Annotated in this window: 15 protein-coding genes; 8 read left to right on the plus strand and 7 right to left on the minus strand. The window is 36.2% G+C overall.

Translation table 11 applies throughout. From position 1 onward, the window contains the following. Positions 1-13 precede the first annotated feature (13 nt). The 7 genes from FW780_RS08150 to FW780_RS08180 form a co-directional block, all read right to left on the minus strand. Positions 14-1021, minus strand: coding sequence for a vWA domain-containing protein (locus FW780_RS08150; protein WP_149833132.1), 1008 nt, complete (start codon positions 1019-1021; stop codon positions 14-16). Beyond that, positions 1021-2013, minus strand: a complete 993-nt coding sequence (locus FW780_RS08155) for a VWA domain-containing protein (protein WP_149833133.1) — start codon at positions 2011-2013, stop codon at positions 1021-1023. Before FW780_RS08155 ends, FW780_RS08150 begins: the two co-directional genes overlap by 1 nt. Beyond that, positions 2006-2902, minus strand: coding sequence for a BatD family protein (locus FW780_RS08160; protein WP_149833134.1), 897 nt, complete (start codon positions 2900-2902; stop codon positions 2006-2008). Before FW780_RS08160 ends, FW780_RS08155 begins: the two co-directional genes overlap by 8 nt. A 57-nt stretch (positions 2903-2959) precedes the next feature. Beyond that, a complete protein-coding gene (locus FW780_RS08165; protein ID WP_149833135.1) occupies positions 2960-3823 on the minus strand; it encodes a DUF58 domain-containing protein in 864 nt (287 codons plus the stop codon). 59 nt (positions 3824-3882) lie between these two features. Next, entirely contained in the window at positions 3883-4341 is a 459-nt protein-coding gene (locus FW780_RS08170; protein WP_149833136.1) for a GNAT family N-acetyltransferase, read from the minus strand. Continuing rightward, entirely contained in the window at positions 4341-5345 is a 1005-nt protein-coding gene (locus tag FW780_RS08175; RefSeq protein ID WP_149833137.1) for an AAA family ATPase, read from the minus strand. Before FW780_RS08175 ends, FW780_RS08170 begins: the two co-directional genes overlap by 1 nt. A gap of 288 nt (positions 5346-5633) precedes the next feature. Next, positions 5634-6941: a hypothetical protein gene (locus FW780_RS08180; protein ID WP_149833138.1), complete on the minus strand. Its 1308-nt coding sequence runs from the start codon at positions 6939-6941 to the stop codon at positions 5634-5636. 236 nt (positions 6942-7177) lie between these two features. Between FW780_RS08180 and FW780_RS08185 the strand changes: the two genes are divergently transcribed. The 8 genes from FW780_RS08185 (at position 7178) to FW780_RS08220 (ending at position 16499) form a co-directional block, all read left to right on the plus strand. Then, the gene (locus tag FW780_RS08185) at positions 7178-8512 is read left to right on the plus strand and encodes a peptide-N-glycosidase F-related protein (RefSeq protein ID WP_149833139.1); all 1335 of its coding nucleotides are present in this window, start codon (positions 7178-7180) and stop codon (positions 8510-8512) included. Between the two features lie 261 nt (positions 8513-8773). Further along, complete coding sequence (locus tag FW780_RS08190) at positions 8774-9247, plus strand: DinB family protein (RefSeq protein ID WP_047434092.1); 474 nt, start codon at positions 8774-8776, stop codon at positions 9245-9247. Positions 9248-9361: 114 nt separating this feature from the next. Then, positions 9362-10111, plus strand: coding sequence for a 23S rRNA (guanosine(2251)-2'-O)-methyltransferase RlmB (rlmB, locus tag FW780_RS08195; RefSeq protein ID WP_149833140.1), 750 nt, complete (start codon positions 9362-9364; stop codon positions 10109-10111). Between the two features lie 2 nt (positions 10112-10113). Next, positions 10114-11235: a serine hydrolase domain-containing protein gene (locus FW780_RS08200; RefSeq protein WP_149833141.1), complete on the plus strand. Its 1122-nt coding sequence runs from the start codon at positions 10114-10116 to the stop codon at positions 11233-11235. 13 nt (positions 11236-11248) lie between these two features. After that, positions 11249-12298, plus strand: a complete 1050-nt coding sequence (locus FW780_RS08205) for a DUF6263 family protein (protein ID WP_149833142.1) — start codon at positions 11249-11251, stop codon at positions 12296-12298. Between the two features lie 57 nt (positions 12299-12355). Next, positions 12356-12586, plus strand: coding sequence for a hypothetical protein (locus FW780_RS08210; RefSeq protein WP_149833143.1), 231 nt, complete (start codon positions 12356-12358; stop codon positions 12584-12586). 31 nt (positions 12587-12617) lie between these two features. Continuing rightward, positions 12618-15158 carry a YfhO family protein gene (locus FW780_RS08215; RefSeq protein ID WP_149833144.1) on the plus strand — a complete coding sequence of 847 codons (2541 nt, stop codon included), beginning with the start codon at positions 12618-12620 and terminating at the stop codon, positions 15156-15158. A gap of 48 nt (positions 15159-15206) precedes the next feature. Next, a complete protein-coding gene (locus tag FW780_RS08220) occupies positions 15207-16499 on the plus strand; it encodes a glycosyltransferase family 4 protein (protein WP_149833145.1) in 1293 nt (430 codons plus the stop codon). The last annotated feature ends 24 nt before the right edge of the window (positions 16500-16523 follow it).

The raw sequence follows: 16523 nt of genomic DNA on the forward strand, positions 1-16523 counted from the left end.
ATAAAGAGGAAATCTACACATTAAAATCCTTTTTAGGATTAAAAATATAAATTAAAAAGAAAAACAGTATTGATACTCCAAGGAAATATTGGTAATAATGATTGGCGTTCTGTGATTTGACCATCGTTTCAGCACCTGCAGACTTTTTATTGACTGCATCAACAATTCTGTCTGGAGCTTCATTGATATTATTGCCGTCAATATAAGTTCCGTCTGTAGATTCTGCCATTTTCTTCAAGGCTTCAGTCTGTCGCTTTGAAATAACCGTTCCTCCGTTCACATCTGTTTTGTAGCCCATCAGCTGTCCAAATACATATTCCGGCACTGGGGCTCCTTCGTCTGTACCAATTCCTACAGAAGTAATGCTTATACCCTCTTTATTAGCCAGTCTTATCGCAGCATTGTCATTACCTTCATTATCTTCACCATCGCTCAGTAAAATCACTTTTCTGGACCCTTTGCTTACATTTTTAAATTTTTCAACAGCAGCCTGTATCCCTTTCAAAAAATCTGTTCCCTGAATCTGCATAGAATTGGTTTCAATCCCGCTGATATAGGTCTCCGCAGAATTATAATCTGTTGTAAGAGGCATGATAGACATTGCATGTCCGGCAAAGATGACAATACCAACCTTATCATTATTCATTTTCTTCATGGTGGCCGTCATCAGGTTTTTAGCTTCTGTAAGACGGCTTGGATCTATATCCTCAGCATTCATAGAATTGGATACATCGAGCATAAAGATTACATTGTTCAGCTTTTGAGTACTTTTCACCTCTTCCGAGCCATTCAAAAGATCAATGATGGAAAATATAAGAAACAAGGTTCCTAATAAATATAAAGCAGGAAAAAACTTCGTAAATCCTGATCTCTTTTCAAATAAGTTTTCATGAAACTGGCTGGCTGCAAAAATTTCCCTTTTCTTGTTTCTCCATTGTAAAAAACGGATCAAAAAGGAAGCTAACAGCGGCAGAAGCAACAGTAAAAATAAATACCAATAATTTCCTAAAGACCAACTCATCAGCTTAAAATTTTATAAAACACCCATCTCAACAATGCATCAATCACCAACATTCCTAAAGCAACCCAAAGAAATATCTTGAAATATTCTTCATAATTGTACAGTTTGGAAACTTTCACATCAGATTTTTCCAGTTGGTTGATCTCATCGTACACTTCTTCAAGACTACTGTTTGAGGTAGCTCTGAAGTATTTCCCTCCCGTAGTCTGTGCAATTTCTTTCAAGGTATTTTCATCAATGGTCACCTCGGTTTCCGTAAAAATAAGGTCACCAAAGATGTCCTGCGAGGTCGGCATCAGAGCATACCCGTTGGTCCCGATTCCGATTGCATATACCTTTATATTATTATTTTTTGCAAGCTCGGCAGCAACCTGTGGAGGGATAGCATTCTGAATATTGCTTACCCCATCCGTCATCAGGATGACCACTTTACTTTTAGCTTTACTTTTAACCAAATGATTCACTGCAACAGAAAGACCTTCTCCAATGGCTGTACCCGGTTCAAGACCTGCAGAATTCAGGTTTTTAATTTCATCAATAACAACCTGATGATCTGAAGTCACCGGAACTTTCGTGAAAGCTTCTGCTGCATAAGCCACCACTCCTATTCTGTCATTGGGACGTTTCTGGACAAATTTTACAGCAATATCTTTCAAAGCTGTAATTCTGTCGGGATTCAGATCTTTTGCAAGCATACTTAACGAAACGTCAATGGACAGCATAATATCTACTCCTTTTGTATCATCCCTGTCCTGAGAAATCGTAAACGTTCTCGGTCTTGCCATGGCAATGATCAAAGCAGAAAGAATGATATACTTTGAAATTTTCAGCAAAAAAAGTACACCCTGAATTCCATCGCTGTGATCCATATTTTTGATGGTAGGCACTTTTATACCTTTTCTTTTCCGTTTTCCGGCATCCTTAATTAAAAGTGGGATAAACAGTAGAAAAAGCAATAAGAACCACGGGCTGTAAAACTCAAAATTAAACATCCTTTCTTAAGTTTTCAAATTCTAAATCTTTGGATGATCTTTTCACAAAATCTCTGATATTGGCAAAATCAGTCTCCATTGTATTTTGATCAGGAAAGGTTTTGGCAAATTTCACCAGATCTCCTCTCAGGAATACATCTTCTATTATTTTTTCGTTGTCCTGCGAAATCGTATTGTTCTTTTTCATGACGTCAATAAGGTCATCTGTAAGGAGAACATCTGCAGGAAGGTGATATTGTTTAGTAATGAATGTTCTGGAAATATCAATCAGTTCAACATAAAATGAACGAAAGTTTCCACCTTCAATATATTTTTTCTTTTTAAGGGAATCAAGTTCTTTCAAAGTCTGATTAGTAGCTACTACAGGGGAACTTTTTGATTTTCTTCCCCATTTTACAATCATAATAATTGCAATGATTATAGCAATACCAGCCAATGCTGCCAGAATATAAAATTTGTAAAGTTCCCAATAATCTTTAGCTTCAAGTTTCACTTGCTTATTCCCCATAATATCATTGATCTGATCTGCTTTCTGAGCAGTATTAATGACATCTATTTCATAAGGAATAGTTTTAAGTACTTTATCTCCTACTTTGAATTCCAGTTCCGGAATGGTGAATTTTCCTTCATCAAAAACGGTAAATTCAATCTTTCTTTCGTAAGAATTCGCAGTCTGTCCTATACTGTCTTTGGTTTCTTCAAAGTGAAAAGGCAACAGTTCATTTTTCGGAGCTGAAGTTACCTGCTGCTCATTAAGATTGTCAATCTTTATGGTAATATGATTGATTTCTCCAAGGGCAAGAGTTTTCTTTTCTACGTTAGAGGATAATATCTGTGAAAAAGCATTCGCACAGATCAGAAAAGATAATATTAAAAGTATTTTTCTCAATGTTACAATAATAAAGGCAGACGCCTCATGTTTTTTAGTTATGGGTTGAGCCCGGTGTTATTTTTTCTGAAAATAATTATACAACAATTTTGAATAATCTGAACCGGTATTAATATTCATAAAACTTGCAGAACTGCTGGCAAAATCTTCTTCCAAAGCTCTCAGTTTTTGTTTTTGAGCTTCTGCAAAGGTATACCGCCATCTTGCACTGGATGTATTGGCCCATATTTCTTTTCCGGTTTCCACATCAAGTAAACGGGCATATCCTACATCAGGAATTTCATTATCTTTTTCATCATAAATCCTCATTCCCAACAACTGATGTTTCTTTGAAGCGACTCTCAGCATTTTGGAATCATATTCATCTCCAAAATCTGAAAACAGAAAAACCAAAGATTTTCTTTTAAAAATCCCCATCATATATTCCATTGCTTTGTCTATTTTAGACTCGGCCGGAACATAATCTGCGGTCAGAATATTGCTAATGATGGAAAGAATATGTTTTCTTCCTTTTTGAGGAGGAATTACTTTATATACTTTATCAGCAAACAGGATCAATCCTACTTTATCATTGTTTCCGGCTGCTGAAAATCCTAAGCTTGCTGCTATTTCGGCTACATATTCTCTTTTCAGCTGGACTTTCGTACCATAATCCATGGAAGCGGAAATATCAACAAGAATCATCATCGTTAATTCCCTTTCTTCCTCCATTACTTTTACGAAAGGTTCACGAAACCTTGCGGTTTTATTCCAGTCGATTCTCCTGATTTCATCTCCAAACTGGTAAGGACGAACTTCAGAGAAGGTCATCCCCTGCCCTTTAAAGGCGCTGTGATATTGTCCCATCAAAGCAGCCTCCGTCTTTTTTCTGGTACGGATTTCAATCTGCTTTACTTTTTTTACAATATCTTTTATCTGCATAGATGAGTTCAAGGTTTAAAATTCAAAGTTTAAGGTTGAATGCGGACTCTGGTTTCGGGTTAATCTTTTAACTCCATAGAAACATTCGACCACTCATTGTCAAACTTTGTATTGTATTTTTTATAAAAATTGATGGCTGGTTCATTCCAGTTCAATACCTGAAAAACCATTCCGCTATAATTGTTTGATTTTCCATGTTCCAATGTTGCATCAAACAGCATTTTTCCGATCTGCTTTCCTCTCAATCTTTCTGTCACAACGAGATCTTCAAGATACAGCCTTCTTCCTTTCCATGTTGAATATCTGTCATAATACAGTGATATTCCCACTATTTCGCCCTCAAATTCCGCCACAAAAGCTCCCCACACCGGAGACGTCCCAAAACCATCCTGAATAAATTCATCCAGTGTCACCGTTACTTCATGCAGCGCTTTTTCGTATTCCGCCAGTTCTTTGATTAAATCCAGCATGGAAGCACAATCTTCCAGAACTGCTTTTCTGATTAGTACATCACTCATTATGGTGCCTGGATTTTTGCTAAAATTCTATTAACAATTTCTTCTGATGAAACTTCTTCGGCTTCAGCCTCGAAAGTCAAGCCTATTCTGTGTCTCAATACATCTTTTGCCAATGCTTTTACATCCTCAGGAATTACAAAAGCTCTTCCTTTTAAGAATGCGTATGCTCTTGAAGCGATAGCAAGGTTAATAGATGCCCTTGGAGAAGCCCCGAAGCTGATATAATTTTTAAGTTCAGAAAGACCATAATTTTCCGGATAACGCGTTGCAAAAACCATATCCAAAATATATTTTTCAATTTTCTCATCCAGATAAATCTGGTTGATCAATTCTTTTGCATCTATAATATCCTGAAGGGAAATCACAGGTTTCACAGCCGGTTGATGTGAAGTTGAGACCATTCTCATCACTTGCCTTTCATCTTCAAAAGAAGGATAATCTATGGTACATTTCAACATAAAACGGTCACTCTGTGCTTCAGGCAGCAAGTAAGTACCTTCCTGATCAATTGGGTTTTGGGTTGCCAATACCAGAAACGGCTTTGGAAGCTTCATGGTTTCATCACCAATTGTCACCTGTTTTTCCTGCATTACCTCCAAAAGAGCCGACTGTACTTTTGCCGGCGCACGGTTGATCTCATCCGCCAATACAAAGTTCGCGAATACAGGTCCTTTTTTTATAGAAAAATCATTGTCTTTGATATTATAAATCATGGTTCCCACTACGTCTGCAGGAAGCAAATCCGGAGTAAACTGAATTCTCGAAAATTCACCATGAACAGCATCTGCCAACGTTTTTATGGCAAGCGTTTTGGCTAACCCCGGCACCCCTTCCAAAAGAACGTGACCATTTCCCAAAAGCCCTACCAAAAGACGGTCTACCATGTAATCCTGCCCAATAATAACTTTGTTGATTTCCTGTCTCAGAAGAGAAAATAAGTAGTTTTTTTCTTTTACTTTTTCCGTCAATTGGCGGATATCTTCAGCTTGATATATCTCTGACATAGCTTGATTTAAAATAAGTGGTAAATTTCTGATAAATACTTGCATTAATCAACACAATAAATGCCATTTTTGAGTTAAAGTTTGTTAAATATTCCGGGATTGACGTGATATTTAAGGCTATAATGCTGAATTTCTTGTCTATAAAAAAATCTATATACACAAGTTATTTCCATAGGTTCAGTCAGCAGTTTTTCTCATTATTTATATAAAAAAGTGCTGCAAAATTACTTTCACAACACTTTTGATTTATCATCTCAATTTTTAATCAAAATCTGATTCCCGAATACTTTAAAGCTTGGTTACCGTGATGGTAAAAGTATTTTCAGGGGCATCTGTTGTATCATCATAAGCGCCTACATTTATAAAATAATCAATTCCTGACACAGTAGTAATTGTAAGCGTTTCTGCAGCACCGCCACCACCGTTATCTACTGTATCTGTACATGACAGATTGCTGCAACTTCCACTATACACGCCTATTTGAGGATCGAAACTACTTCCGGAAGGCATTGTTACTTTAATAGTATATTGACTTCCGTCTCCTACCAGTTTGAACCACGTTCCGTCATTCATTCCTGTATCTCCATTGCTGGTACAGACACTTATATTTCCGGAATTATTAGTCGCAGATACAGCATCATCCTGGGTATAACTGTAAGGAAAGACGGATGCAAGTAAAGCACCCGAACAAGCATCATTAGCAGGTATTGCAGGAACTGTTTTAAACATAAATTCCGAACATCCGGAAGATTCAACATTAGCAGAAACAGCTGTTACCTTCAAATAATAAGTCGTTCCTGTAGCAAGAGCAACTGAAGGTGAAAAAGCATTTCCAGATACTACCTGCTGATTCACAACATTAGCACTTCCCGGACTTGTCCCTATTGAAACTTTATAAGAATCTGCCCCGGAAACAGGAAACCAGGTAATATTAGGAGATAAGGAAACATTCTGGGCATTATTTGCAGGATACATCATAAAAGGACAGGCAGGACCGGCATTCGATGTAAGTCCTGAGATTGTAACTGCTGATTTATAATCTGCCCTTATTCCACCCGGCGGAGTAGAAATATCTACCACACTGCGATCTCCTTTGTAATAAAGAGTTGAGTTGGGAATATGAGGATAGACATGGAAGGCTTCATCAAAATTATTAATATCAATATTCGGAGCATTTTCTTTTGCAGCAACAATCAGATTATCAATATTATTATAAGCAAAAGGAGTTGTAAAAACAACCTGAACTTTATTATTATTTTTAGTTACAGTTCCGGTAAACACTTGAGTCAGCTGCACAGCAGGAATCCAGTCTGTACCGGAAGAAAATGATGTTTTTGAGGTATGACCAAGATAAACAGTCCAGTTTGAAGATTCTGTAATGGTTGAAGAAGGGTCTACATAAAATGTAAGACCTGTAATATTGCCCGCTGCATTAGCATTTATTTCCTGTTTAGGATAGATCTGCTGCACATAGGAGTAAGAGAAAAAACTACTTACGGGTGCTGTGCCCACATTCGCAGCTCCAATATTTATATTGATTTGAGCATTTAGCCCCGCCACTACAAAAAACAAAATTAAAAGTAAAGTTTTTTTCATTATTGATAATATTAATATGAAATAGCATGCTAATTTAATAATAAATACCTTGATCATAGCTATAAAAAAATATTTTCAACTATATGATTCAAAATAATTAAATTAATTAAACACAAATATGATTTAAAATTAAAAAAATCAAACATTTATTAATAAAAAACTACAAATAACAAAAATAAAAGAAATAAAAAGTAATTTTGATACTTAATTAATATATTTACACCAAACATCAATCTATGTATAAAAGGCTATTTTTTTCAAGTATTTTCATAGCAAATCTGGCTTTATCACAAACTACGATGACGAATGTGATTTCAGATGCTATTTATTACGATGGTTATGCAGCTACAGTTTCCAATCCCGTTCCCAGTGGCTTGACACGATTAAATAATGCCAGATATACAAGAAAACTTACTGATGCTGAATTAGACTCTTTTAAAGCCAAGATCGCCATGCGGGTAACCATAGGAGCATTGTGTGATAATTATGACCGCCTGGGAGAAGTCTTTTTAGCAATGGTTCCTAAAAATCAATCTACTTATATTATTAATGATGCGAACGTCAAAAGAATTGAAATAGGAAGATATATTACACCATTCATGAATAAAAACAGAACTCCGTCAGAAGTTCCTTACACTTATGACATTAGTAATCTTTACAGTGTTTTTCACGATACAGCATTACGTAACGCCTATGATTTCTATATGGAACTAGATGTTTTTGGTGTTCCTTATGCAGCTCAAACGCAGGTTTCAGGTTGTTCAGGGAGAATTGATGTTTTTTCCGGAACCCTTACTTTTTTTTCAACGGATACGGGAGCAACTCCCTCAGATTCAAATAATCTTATACCCATATTAAGTTACAACAGACTCAATAACTATAACAGCACCGATGTTACCGGAGAAACAGTGAGAATTGTCACTTTCAATCTACCAAACGCAGTAACAAACGCCCGTTTTTTTGTAATATCGACCCCTCATGGTGCCAACAGTGGCGGTGAAGAATATATCAGAAGACAAAACTACACCTATATCGATGATGTACAGGTACTCACTTACACACCGGGAGGTATTTCATGTGAACCTTACCGGGTATATAATACTCAAGGAAATGGAATCTATGGGGCAACTCCTAAAACTTTCGCAGATTGGACCTCATGGAATAACTGGTGTCCCGGAAACGCAGTTCCGATCAGGGAATTTACACTTCCCAACTTAGCTGCGGGTAATCACACTCTGAAACATACAATACCAACAGCTGTTTTCAATCAACAACAGGGAGACGTTATGTTATCAGTTTACATGCAGGGTAAAAGCAATTCTGTCTTAGATGTAAAAGATATCAAAACAGTAGACGTAAACATATATCCAAATCCTACTTCTGACTTTGTCCATATAAAATCAAAAACAGCTGTAACCTCAATAAGTCTGTTCAATATAGAAGGAAGAAAACTTATAGAAAATTATAATGAGAACAAAGTAGATCTTTCGCCATACAGTACTGGAATTTATTTTTTAAATATCATTCTAAAGGATGGAACTACATTTAAACATAAAATCATCAAAAAATAAAACTGCCTGTAAAAGCCATACAGCAAACAGAACAATAAAACCTTCCTATTTTCTAGGAAGGTTTTCTGTAAATATATACCTTGGTATGTTGTGTAAAAATAAATGTAAAAACATCATAATAACAATAAAAATCTGTTGGAAAAACAATCTAAATTTATCCTTTTTCTGAATAGTTAAAAAATTTTAACTTCAATCCTTTACCTAAAAAAATTGTCATTTCCAGTTTATTAAACTATTTTTGGTGATTAAAAATTTTGCAAAATGAATTATCATTTTCAAGCGCACAGACAGGTAAGAAAAAACCTTTTAGACATCCTTCAGAACACATCTCATGAAGATCTGATTCTGATTCCGGATGGTTTTAACAATAATATTTACTGGAATATTGCTCATACGGTTGCTACACAACAACTTTTGCATTATTACCTAAGTGGAAATCCTTTCCGTATTGACAAATATTGGATTGAAACTTACAAAAAAGGAACTTTACCGAATTTAAATGTGCAGAAGTCAGAAGTAGAAGATTTAGAATTTTTACTTACGGAAACTTCAAAGATTTTAATGAAGGATTATGACAGTGATTTCTTCTCAGACTACACGCCTTACACAACAAGTTTCGGGATGGATCTGAAAAGTATTCAGGATGCCATTATCTTCAACAATATGCATGAAAGCCTTCACTACGGATATGTGATGGCGCAGAAAAGAGCAATTTTAGGAGAGAAAGGGAGATAGTGAATCTTGCTGCGCAAGTCAATGGTCAAATGTGAATATACACACACGAAAAATTGACTTACAACGTAAAATTCACGATTGACAATTCACTCTATAACTATATAATAAATTTCAATGAAAGACGATTTTATTTTCGGGCTGCGTCCCGTGATTGAAGCAATTGAAGCGGGAAAAACGATTGACAAGGTCTTTGTGCAGAATGCACTTCAAGGTCCTATTTATGCTGAACTAAAAGCAATTTTAGCGAAAAATAAAATCCGTCCCAATTATGTTCCGGTTGAAAAACTGAACCGTTTTACAAGAAAAAACCACCAGGGTGTGGTTGCTTTTATTTCGGATGTACCGTTTCATAAAGTGGAGGATATTGTTCCACAGTTATTTGAACAGGGAAAAACTCCTTTTCTTTTGATTCTGGACAGACTTACCGATGTAAGAAACTTTGGTGCCATCTGCAGAACGGCAGAATGTGTAGGTGTTGATGCTATAATCATTCCGGAAAAAGGTGCAGCTCCTATTAATTCTGATGCTATAAAAACCTCTGCAGGTGCTATTTACAATATTAAAATATGTAAAGAAAATAATCTGGCTCATGCTGTGGATTTCCTTCAGCAAAGTGGAATTTCTGTGTATGCTGCCAGTGAAAAAGCTCAGAAATTAATTTATGATGTGAACCTTACAGAGCCATGTGCTATTGTTATGGGGAACGAGGAAACCGGAATTTCTAAAGAAGTCCTGCATCATGCTGACGAAAAAATAAAGCTTCCTATTGAAGGAAAAACTCAATCTCTGAATGTTTCTGTAGCGTGCGGAGCGATTTTGTATGAAGCGGTAAGACAGAAAATGACTGCTGTACCAAATCCTTAAACATGAAAATAAAATTGCTTTTACCATTATTTTTTGCGCCATTTATTTGTAATGCACAGACAAAAAATATAGCAACTGACAACCGCCTTACCACTGAACTTGATAAAATGGTTCAGAAGGAAGCACTTACTTATATGCAGAATCCTTCACGTGTAGGACTTTCAATAGGTATTTTTAAAGATGGTAAAAGTTATTTTTATAATTATGGAACAACGGAAATAGGAAAATCAGAACTTCCGACCTCCAAAAGTGTTTACGAGATTGCATCCATCAGCAAGACATTTACCGGAACTCTTCTGGCTCATGCTTTAACAGATGGTAAAATTAAAATGGAGGATGATATCCGGAAATATCTGAACGGAAATTTTCCTAATCTTGAATTTGAAAAGCATCCGATAACAATCGGTAATCTTACCAATCATTCATCGGGATTGCCTCAGTTCTTACCGGATCAGTCTGAGACATTTAAAAAACCTATGGACTCTGTTGCTATGGCATTAGCCAGTTTTTATAAAAACTACTCAAAAAAGAAGTTTTATGAAGATCTTCATCAGGCTAAAGTAGATTTTGTACCCGGAACAGACTATAAATATTCCAATGTAGGAACACAGATTGCCGGAGATATCCTGGAAAAAGTGTATCATAAAAGCTATGAAGACTTACTTTCAGAGTATATTACAAAGCCTCTGAAAATGAGCCAGACCATTATTGGTACGAATTCTGCACAGCTATTGACTTGCTATAATGAAAAAGGAAAAGTAATGCCCAGAAATTTCACAACAATTTTTGCTCCGGCAGGCGGGATCCTCTCCACAACAGGAGATCTGGTAAAATACATGCAGTATCATTTAGATGAAAACAATACATATGTAAAAATATCCCATACTCCTCTTGTAAAAAGCGATGGAGATGCAATTGGACTGTACTGGAGAGTACACACCTATGAAGACGGAACCCAAACGGTTTATCATACAGGAGGTACATTTGGTTTCTCAAGTGTGCTTCAGGTTTATCCGTCAAAAAATATGGGAGTAGTTATATTATCCAATGAGTCAGATGGAGAATCTCAGGGGAAACTGCATGATATTGCAGACCATATATTAAGAAATAGTAGTAAAAAATAAAGTTAAAAATCAAATGAAGAACATTGCAGCGCTTGCGCTTATATCATCAATAGCTCTTGTATCTTGTAAAAAAGAAACAGCAAAAATAACGAAAGTAGATCCTAAAACCGGAAAAACAGTAACCGTGGAAGTTCCTGCTGATTCTGTAGCAAAAGTTGCAGAAAACCCGGCAATCAAAGATTCTGCAGGAGTTATCACACAGACTTTTAAACTTGAAAAAGGGAAAACATATCCTCTTACCACTTATCAGAGAGATGTAAAAACAATGACGGATCCTCAGGGAAAATCCATCACTGCAACCAGCGAATCTACAGATGAAATGAACTTTGTAGTGAATGATATTAAGGGGAATGTATACGAAATGACCCTTAATCTTGTAGCGAAAAGAAATTCTCAGTCTGCACAGGGAAAAACAGTTGTGGTAGATACCAAACTTGCTCTTCCTAAAGAAGATGATCTTAAAATGATCTGGAACGTAAACAAAGCACTTACCGGAAACAAACTAGCCATGAAAATGGATACGAAAGGTAATGTAATCTCCATTACAGGATTTGATGCTGTTTATACAAAAGTTTCCAATGCAGTAGGGACTCTTATCAAAGATGCTAACCAAAAAGCGAGTGTTGTGGCAAGCCTTAAAGAATCATTCAATGAAAAGGTATTAAAAGATCAGTTCCATAAAAACCTGATGCTTATTCCTAAAAAAGGAGTAAAAATTGGTGAAAAATGGTCTACTTCCGAAAATGCGGATGCAAGCGGAGCGGTAAAAGTAACCTCCAATTATGTAATGAAAAGCTTAGGAAACGGAACAGCAGAAATTGCCGTTACCGGAGGTATTCCTAAGAAGACTGAAAAGAAAGCTCAGGGACCAATTACACACAGCCTGAGCAGTGAACTGGTTCAGAACGGAACCATTAAGTTTGACGAAAGCACAGGATGGATTACCAATCAGAATATCAACGTAAAAACGACACAGATAGAAACCATTTCAGATGGAAAACAATCTCAGTCTATGAAAAGCGTTTCCAATTCTTCGGTAATGGTAAACCCATCTGCTAAATAACTGAAGTAAATGCATTCAGGGTTTACTCTTAAACCCTGAACTTTAAATTTTAACATTATGAAGTACATTCTTGAGTTAGTACTCACTGCCATTATTATTTTCTTTGTCTGGAATATTCTTAAAAGGATTTTCTTTAAGACATTTTATAGTTACCGTTTTAATAACAATAATCAAAACAACGGGCAGCAGGACATACACAACTCGAATAAGAATAACAAACAGAACCTTAACTGGGATGCAGAAACTGTAGACTTTGAAGAGGTAAAAGAGAGTAAGGACAAAAGGTAAACATTCCAAGAAATAAAAGATAATAACCAGCATGGCAAAAAATAAAAACTTCATTTATATTGCAGCTTCATTAGTAGTATTTATAGTTTTAGCATTTTTATATTCCACTCCTGTATTTACAGGAAAACAACTTTTCCAGCACGATATTGTGCAATACAGAGGAGGCGCAAAAGAACTGCTCGACTATAGAGCGAATACCGGAAATGAGACCTATTGGAGCGACTCCATGTTTGGGGGAATGCCGACTTATCAGATGGGAAGCCAGTTCAAAGGTGACATCATCAAAAAAATCGACAGCAATCTAAATTTCCTGCCAAGGCCGGTTAATTATCTCTTCCTGCTATTTGCAGGTTTTTTCCTTTTGGGAATGGTAGTGGTCAGAAACTGGAAGTATGCACTTTTAGGAGCTACTTTCTTCGGACTTTCGACCTATTTTTATATCATTATTGCAGCCGGTCACAATGGTAAAGTAAATACCATTGAATATTTTGCACCGCTGTTAGCCGGAATTTTACTGGTTTATATCAGAAAAAAATACATCTGGGGATTCATTGTTACTACCCTTTTTATGGGGCTTCAGATTGCAGCCAATCACCCACAGATGACCTATTATCTGTTCCTTGCACTAGGATTTTTATTCTTGTCTGAACTGATCAGAGCAATACAGAAAAAGACACCAATGAAGCATTTCCTTATTTCATCAGGAATTATTGCTGCATCATGCATTATCGGAGTTGGAATGAATTCACAAAGAATCATGGCCAATTCTGAGTATGTAAAAGAAACGGTTCGTGGAAAACAGATCTTAGATAACGACAGTCACACTTCAGGAAAATCCGGAATGGATAAAGAAAGTATGCTGATGTGGAGCTATGGACAGCTTGAAACGTTAAACCTTTTCATCCCAAGACTGATGGGTGGCGGAAGCCAGGAGCCGGAAGGAAAAGAAATGATGAACAGGGTTCAGGAACTGGTTCAGGAAAATGTAGGGTCACAGGCTGAAATGGACAGAATTTCAAAAGGTTTCAGCGGAATGACTTACTGGGGAGATCAGCCGGGAACTTCAGGACCTGCTTATCAGGGAGCTATTGTATGTTTCCTTGCTTTATTAGGCTTTTTCTTTGCCGGAAAAAAATACCGATACTGGATTTTAGGTGCTTCTATCCTGACTATTTTACTGGCTTGGGGAAGCAATTTTATGCCGTTATCTGACTTCTTTATAGATTATGTTCCGTTCTATAATAAATTCAGAGCGCCTTCTTCAATTCTGGTTGTCGTAGAATTATTATTCCCTTTGATTGCCATTCTCGGATTATACAGATTCTTCACAGACGAAGAGTTGACTGAAGAATACAAACAGAAAATTCTTATGTACGTAGGAGGTGGAACTTTAGGATTTTTATTAATTCTTTTAATCTTCGGAAAATCATTATTAGGATTTTCAACAGAAAGCGAAAAGACTTATTTTCCTCCTTTCCTACTGGATTATCTTGTAGATGAAAGATATAAACTATTCAGAATAGATGCCATAAAAGCATTTATTTATGTAGCGATTACAGCGGTTGCTCTATTCCTGACTTTAAAGAAAAAGCTGAATCAAAATATTGCTCTGATAGTAATTGGAGTTGTAAGTTTATTTGACCTATGGACCGTAAACAAACGTTATTTGAATGACGAAAACTACGTAGATAAAATATTTGCTGAAAATCCTTTCCAGACAGAAAGTTCAGATCTGCTTGCTGAAAAAGTTCAGGGGAATCCCAATCTGGAATCTATTTTATCCAATGTAAACATCAACAAAACATTGGAAACAATTGCTGAAAAAGACAAAACTCACTATAGAATTTACAACCAGACACTGGGTGTAACAAGTGAAACCAATACCTCTTATTTTAAAGCTTCAATTGGTGGTTACCACGCCGTAAAACTAAGAAGATATGATGACGTTCTGAATGAATATATCAATAATGTAGACAGTGTAAAAACACCTAATATTTTAAACTTATTAAATGCCAAGTACATGGTTTTCGGGGGACCAGAGCAGCCACAGGTTGTTCCTAATCCAAAAGCCAATGGAAATGCATGGTTTGTAAGTGATTTAAAGTTTGTAGATACTCCTAATCAGGAAATTAAATCCATCGGGACGATTGACAACAAGAAAACGGCCGTTATTGCATCATCTGATAAATCATATTTTGACAATAAACCGGTTCAGGCAGATTCTACAGCATTTATCAATCTTACAAAATATCAGCCTAACGAACTTGAATTTAAATCTCAGTCGAAGACACCTCAATTAGCCGTATTCTCTGAAGTTTATTATCCTCACGGATGGAAAGTACTGGTAGATGAGAAAGAAGTTCCTTATGTGAAAGCAGATTACTTACTTCGTGCAGTACATGTTCCTGCAGGAAACCACCACATCAGAATGGTTTTTGAACCAGAAGTGATTGAAAAAGGAAAATGGGTTTCTCTTCTTTCATTCGGATTATTTATCCTGCTGTCTGCATTTGGAATTTTCTGGATGAATAAGAACAAGAAAAAAGAGATTTTAGCTGAACAAAAAGCTTAAAACAATATAATATTGCGCAATGTCATTCTGAATGGCAAATTATTCAAAATGGAACAGAAAAAAATATTGATTATCACCTATTACTGGCCTCCTGCGGGAGGTCCTGGTGTTCAAAGATGGCTGAAGTTTGCAAAATATCTGCCGGATTTCGGATGGAAACCTATTATTTATACTCCGGAAAACCCAAGCTACCCTTTGCTGGACGAAACCCTGATGAAAGATGTTCCCGAAAATATCGAGATGGTGAGAACCAGAATCTGGGAACCTTATCAGCTGGCTGAAAAACTGAATAAAAGCAATAAAAAATTTAAAGCAGGACAGTTTGATGTAGGGAAAAATCAAAGCTGGAAATCCAGACTTTCAATCTGGGTAAGGGGTAATTTTTTCATTCCCGATGCCAGAGTTTTTTGGGTAAAACCTTCCATTACATTTTTGGAGAAATATCTGAAAGAAAATAAAATAGATACCATTGTAACTTCGGGTCCTCCCCACTCTCTTCATCTGATTGGTTTGGGACTTAAAAATAAAATGCCTGACCTGAAATGGATTGCTGATTTCCGTGATCCATGGACAGAAATTTCTTATTACAAACATCTGAAACTAACCAAAAGTTCAGATAAAAAACATCGTCAGCTGGAAAGTGCTGTATTTAAAAATGCAGACATCACCTTAGCTACAAGCTATACTGATGCAGAAAACTTTAGAAATGCTGGAGCTAATGCCGTTTGTATTACGAATGGATTTGATGAAAGTGATTCAGACGGCAAAGTAAAAGGACAGCATAGTAAAAATCAATTTACTTTAAGCTATATCGGGGTTTTAGAACAACTCAGAAATCCTGAAAACCTTTGGAAAGCACTTGATGAACTGGTGAAGGAAAATGCTGAGTTTGCAACTGATTTTAAGTTGAAATTTGTAGGAAGAATAGATGATAAAATTCTTCAGTCTATCGAAAATTCAAGTCTGAAAAATCATATTCTGAACCTTGGATATCTTGCTCATGGTAAAGCTGTGGAGGAAATGCAAAATTCGGAATTGCTTCTTATTACTAATTTCCCGAACGAATCTTCAAAAGGAATTATCCCCGGAAAAATATTTGAATATCTGGCTTCGGGAAAACAGATTCTGTCATTCGGCCCGGACAAAGCTGATGTTGCAAAAATTCTGGATGAAACCCAGGCAGGAAAACATTTCAGTTATCAGGATACAGAAACAGTTAAGAAATTTATTCTTGAAAAATTCATCCTTTGGAAAAACGGAAATCTTCTCGAAAACACTCAGCATATAGAGCAGTTCTCAAGAAAAAACCTAACCCGTCAGCTGACTGAAATTTTAAGATAAAAAAGAATCGGGGCCGGAAACTTT

The organism is Chryseobacterium sediminis (genome assembly GCF_008386505.1).
In the GTDB taxonomy this organism is placed as follows: Bacteria; Bacteroidota; Bacteroidia; order Flavobacteriales; family Weeksellaceae; genus Chryseobacterium; species Chryseobacterium sediminis.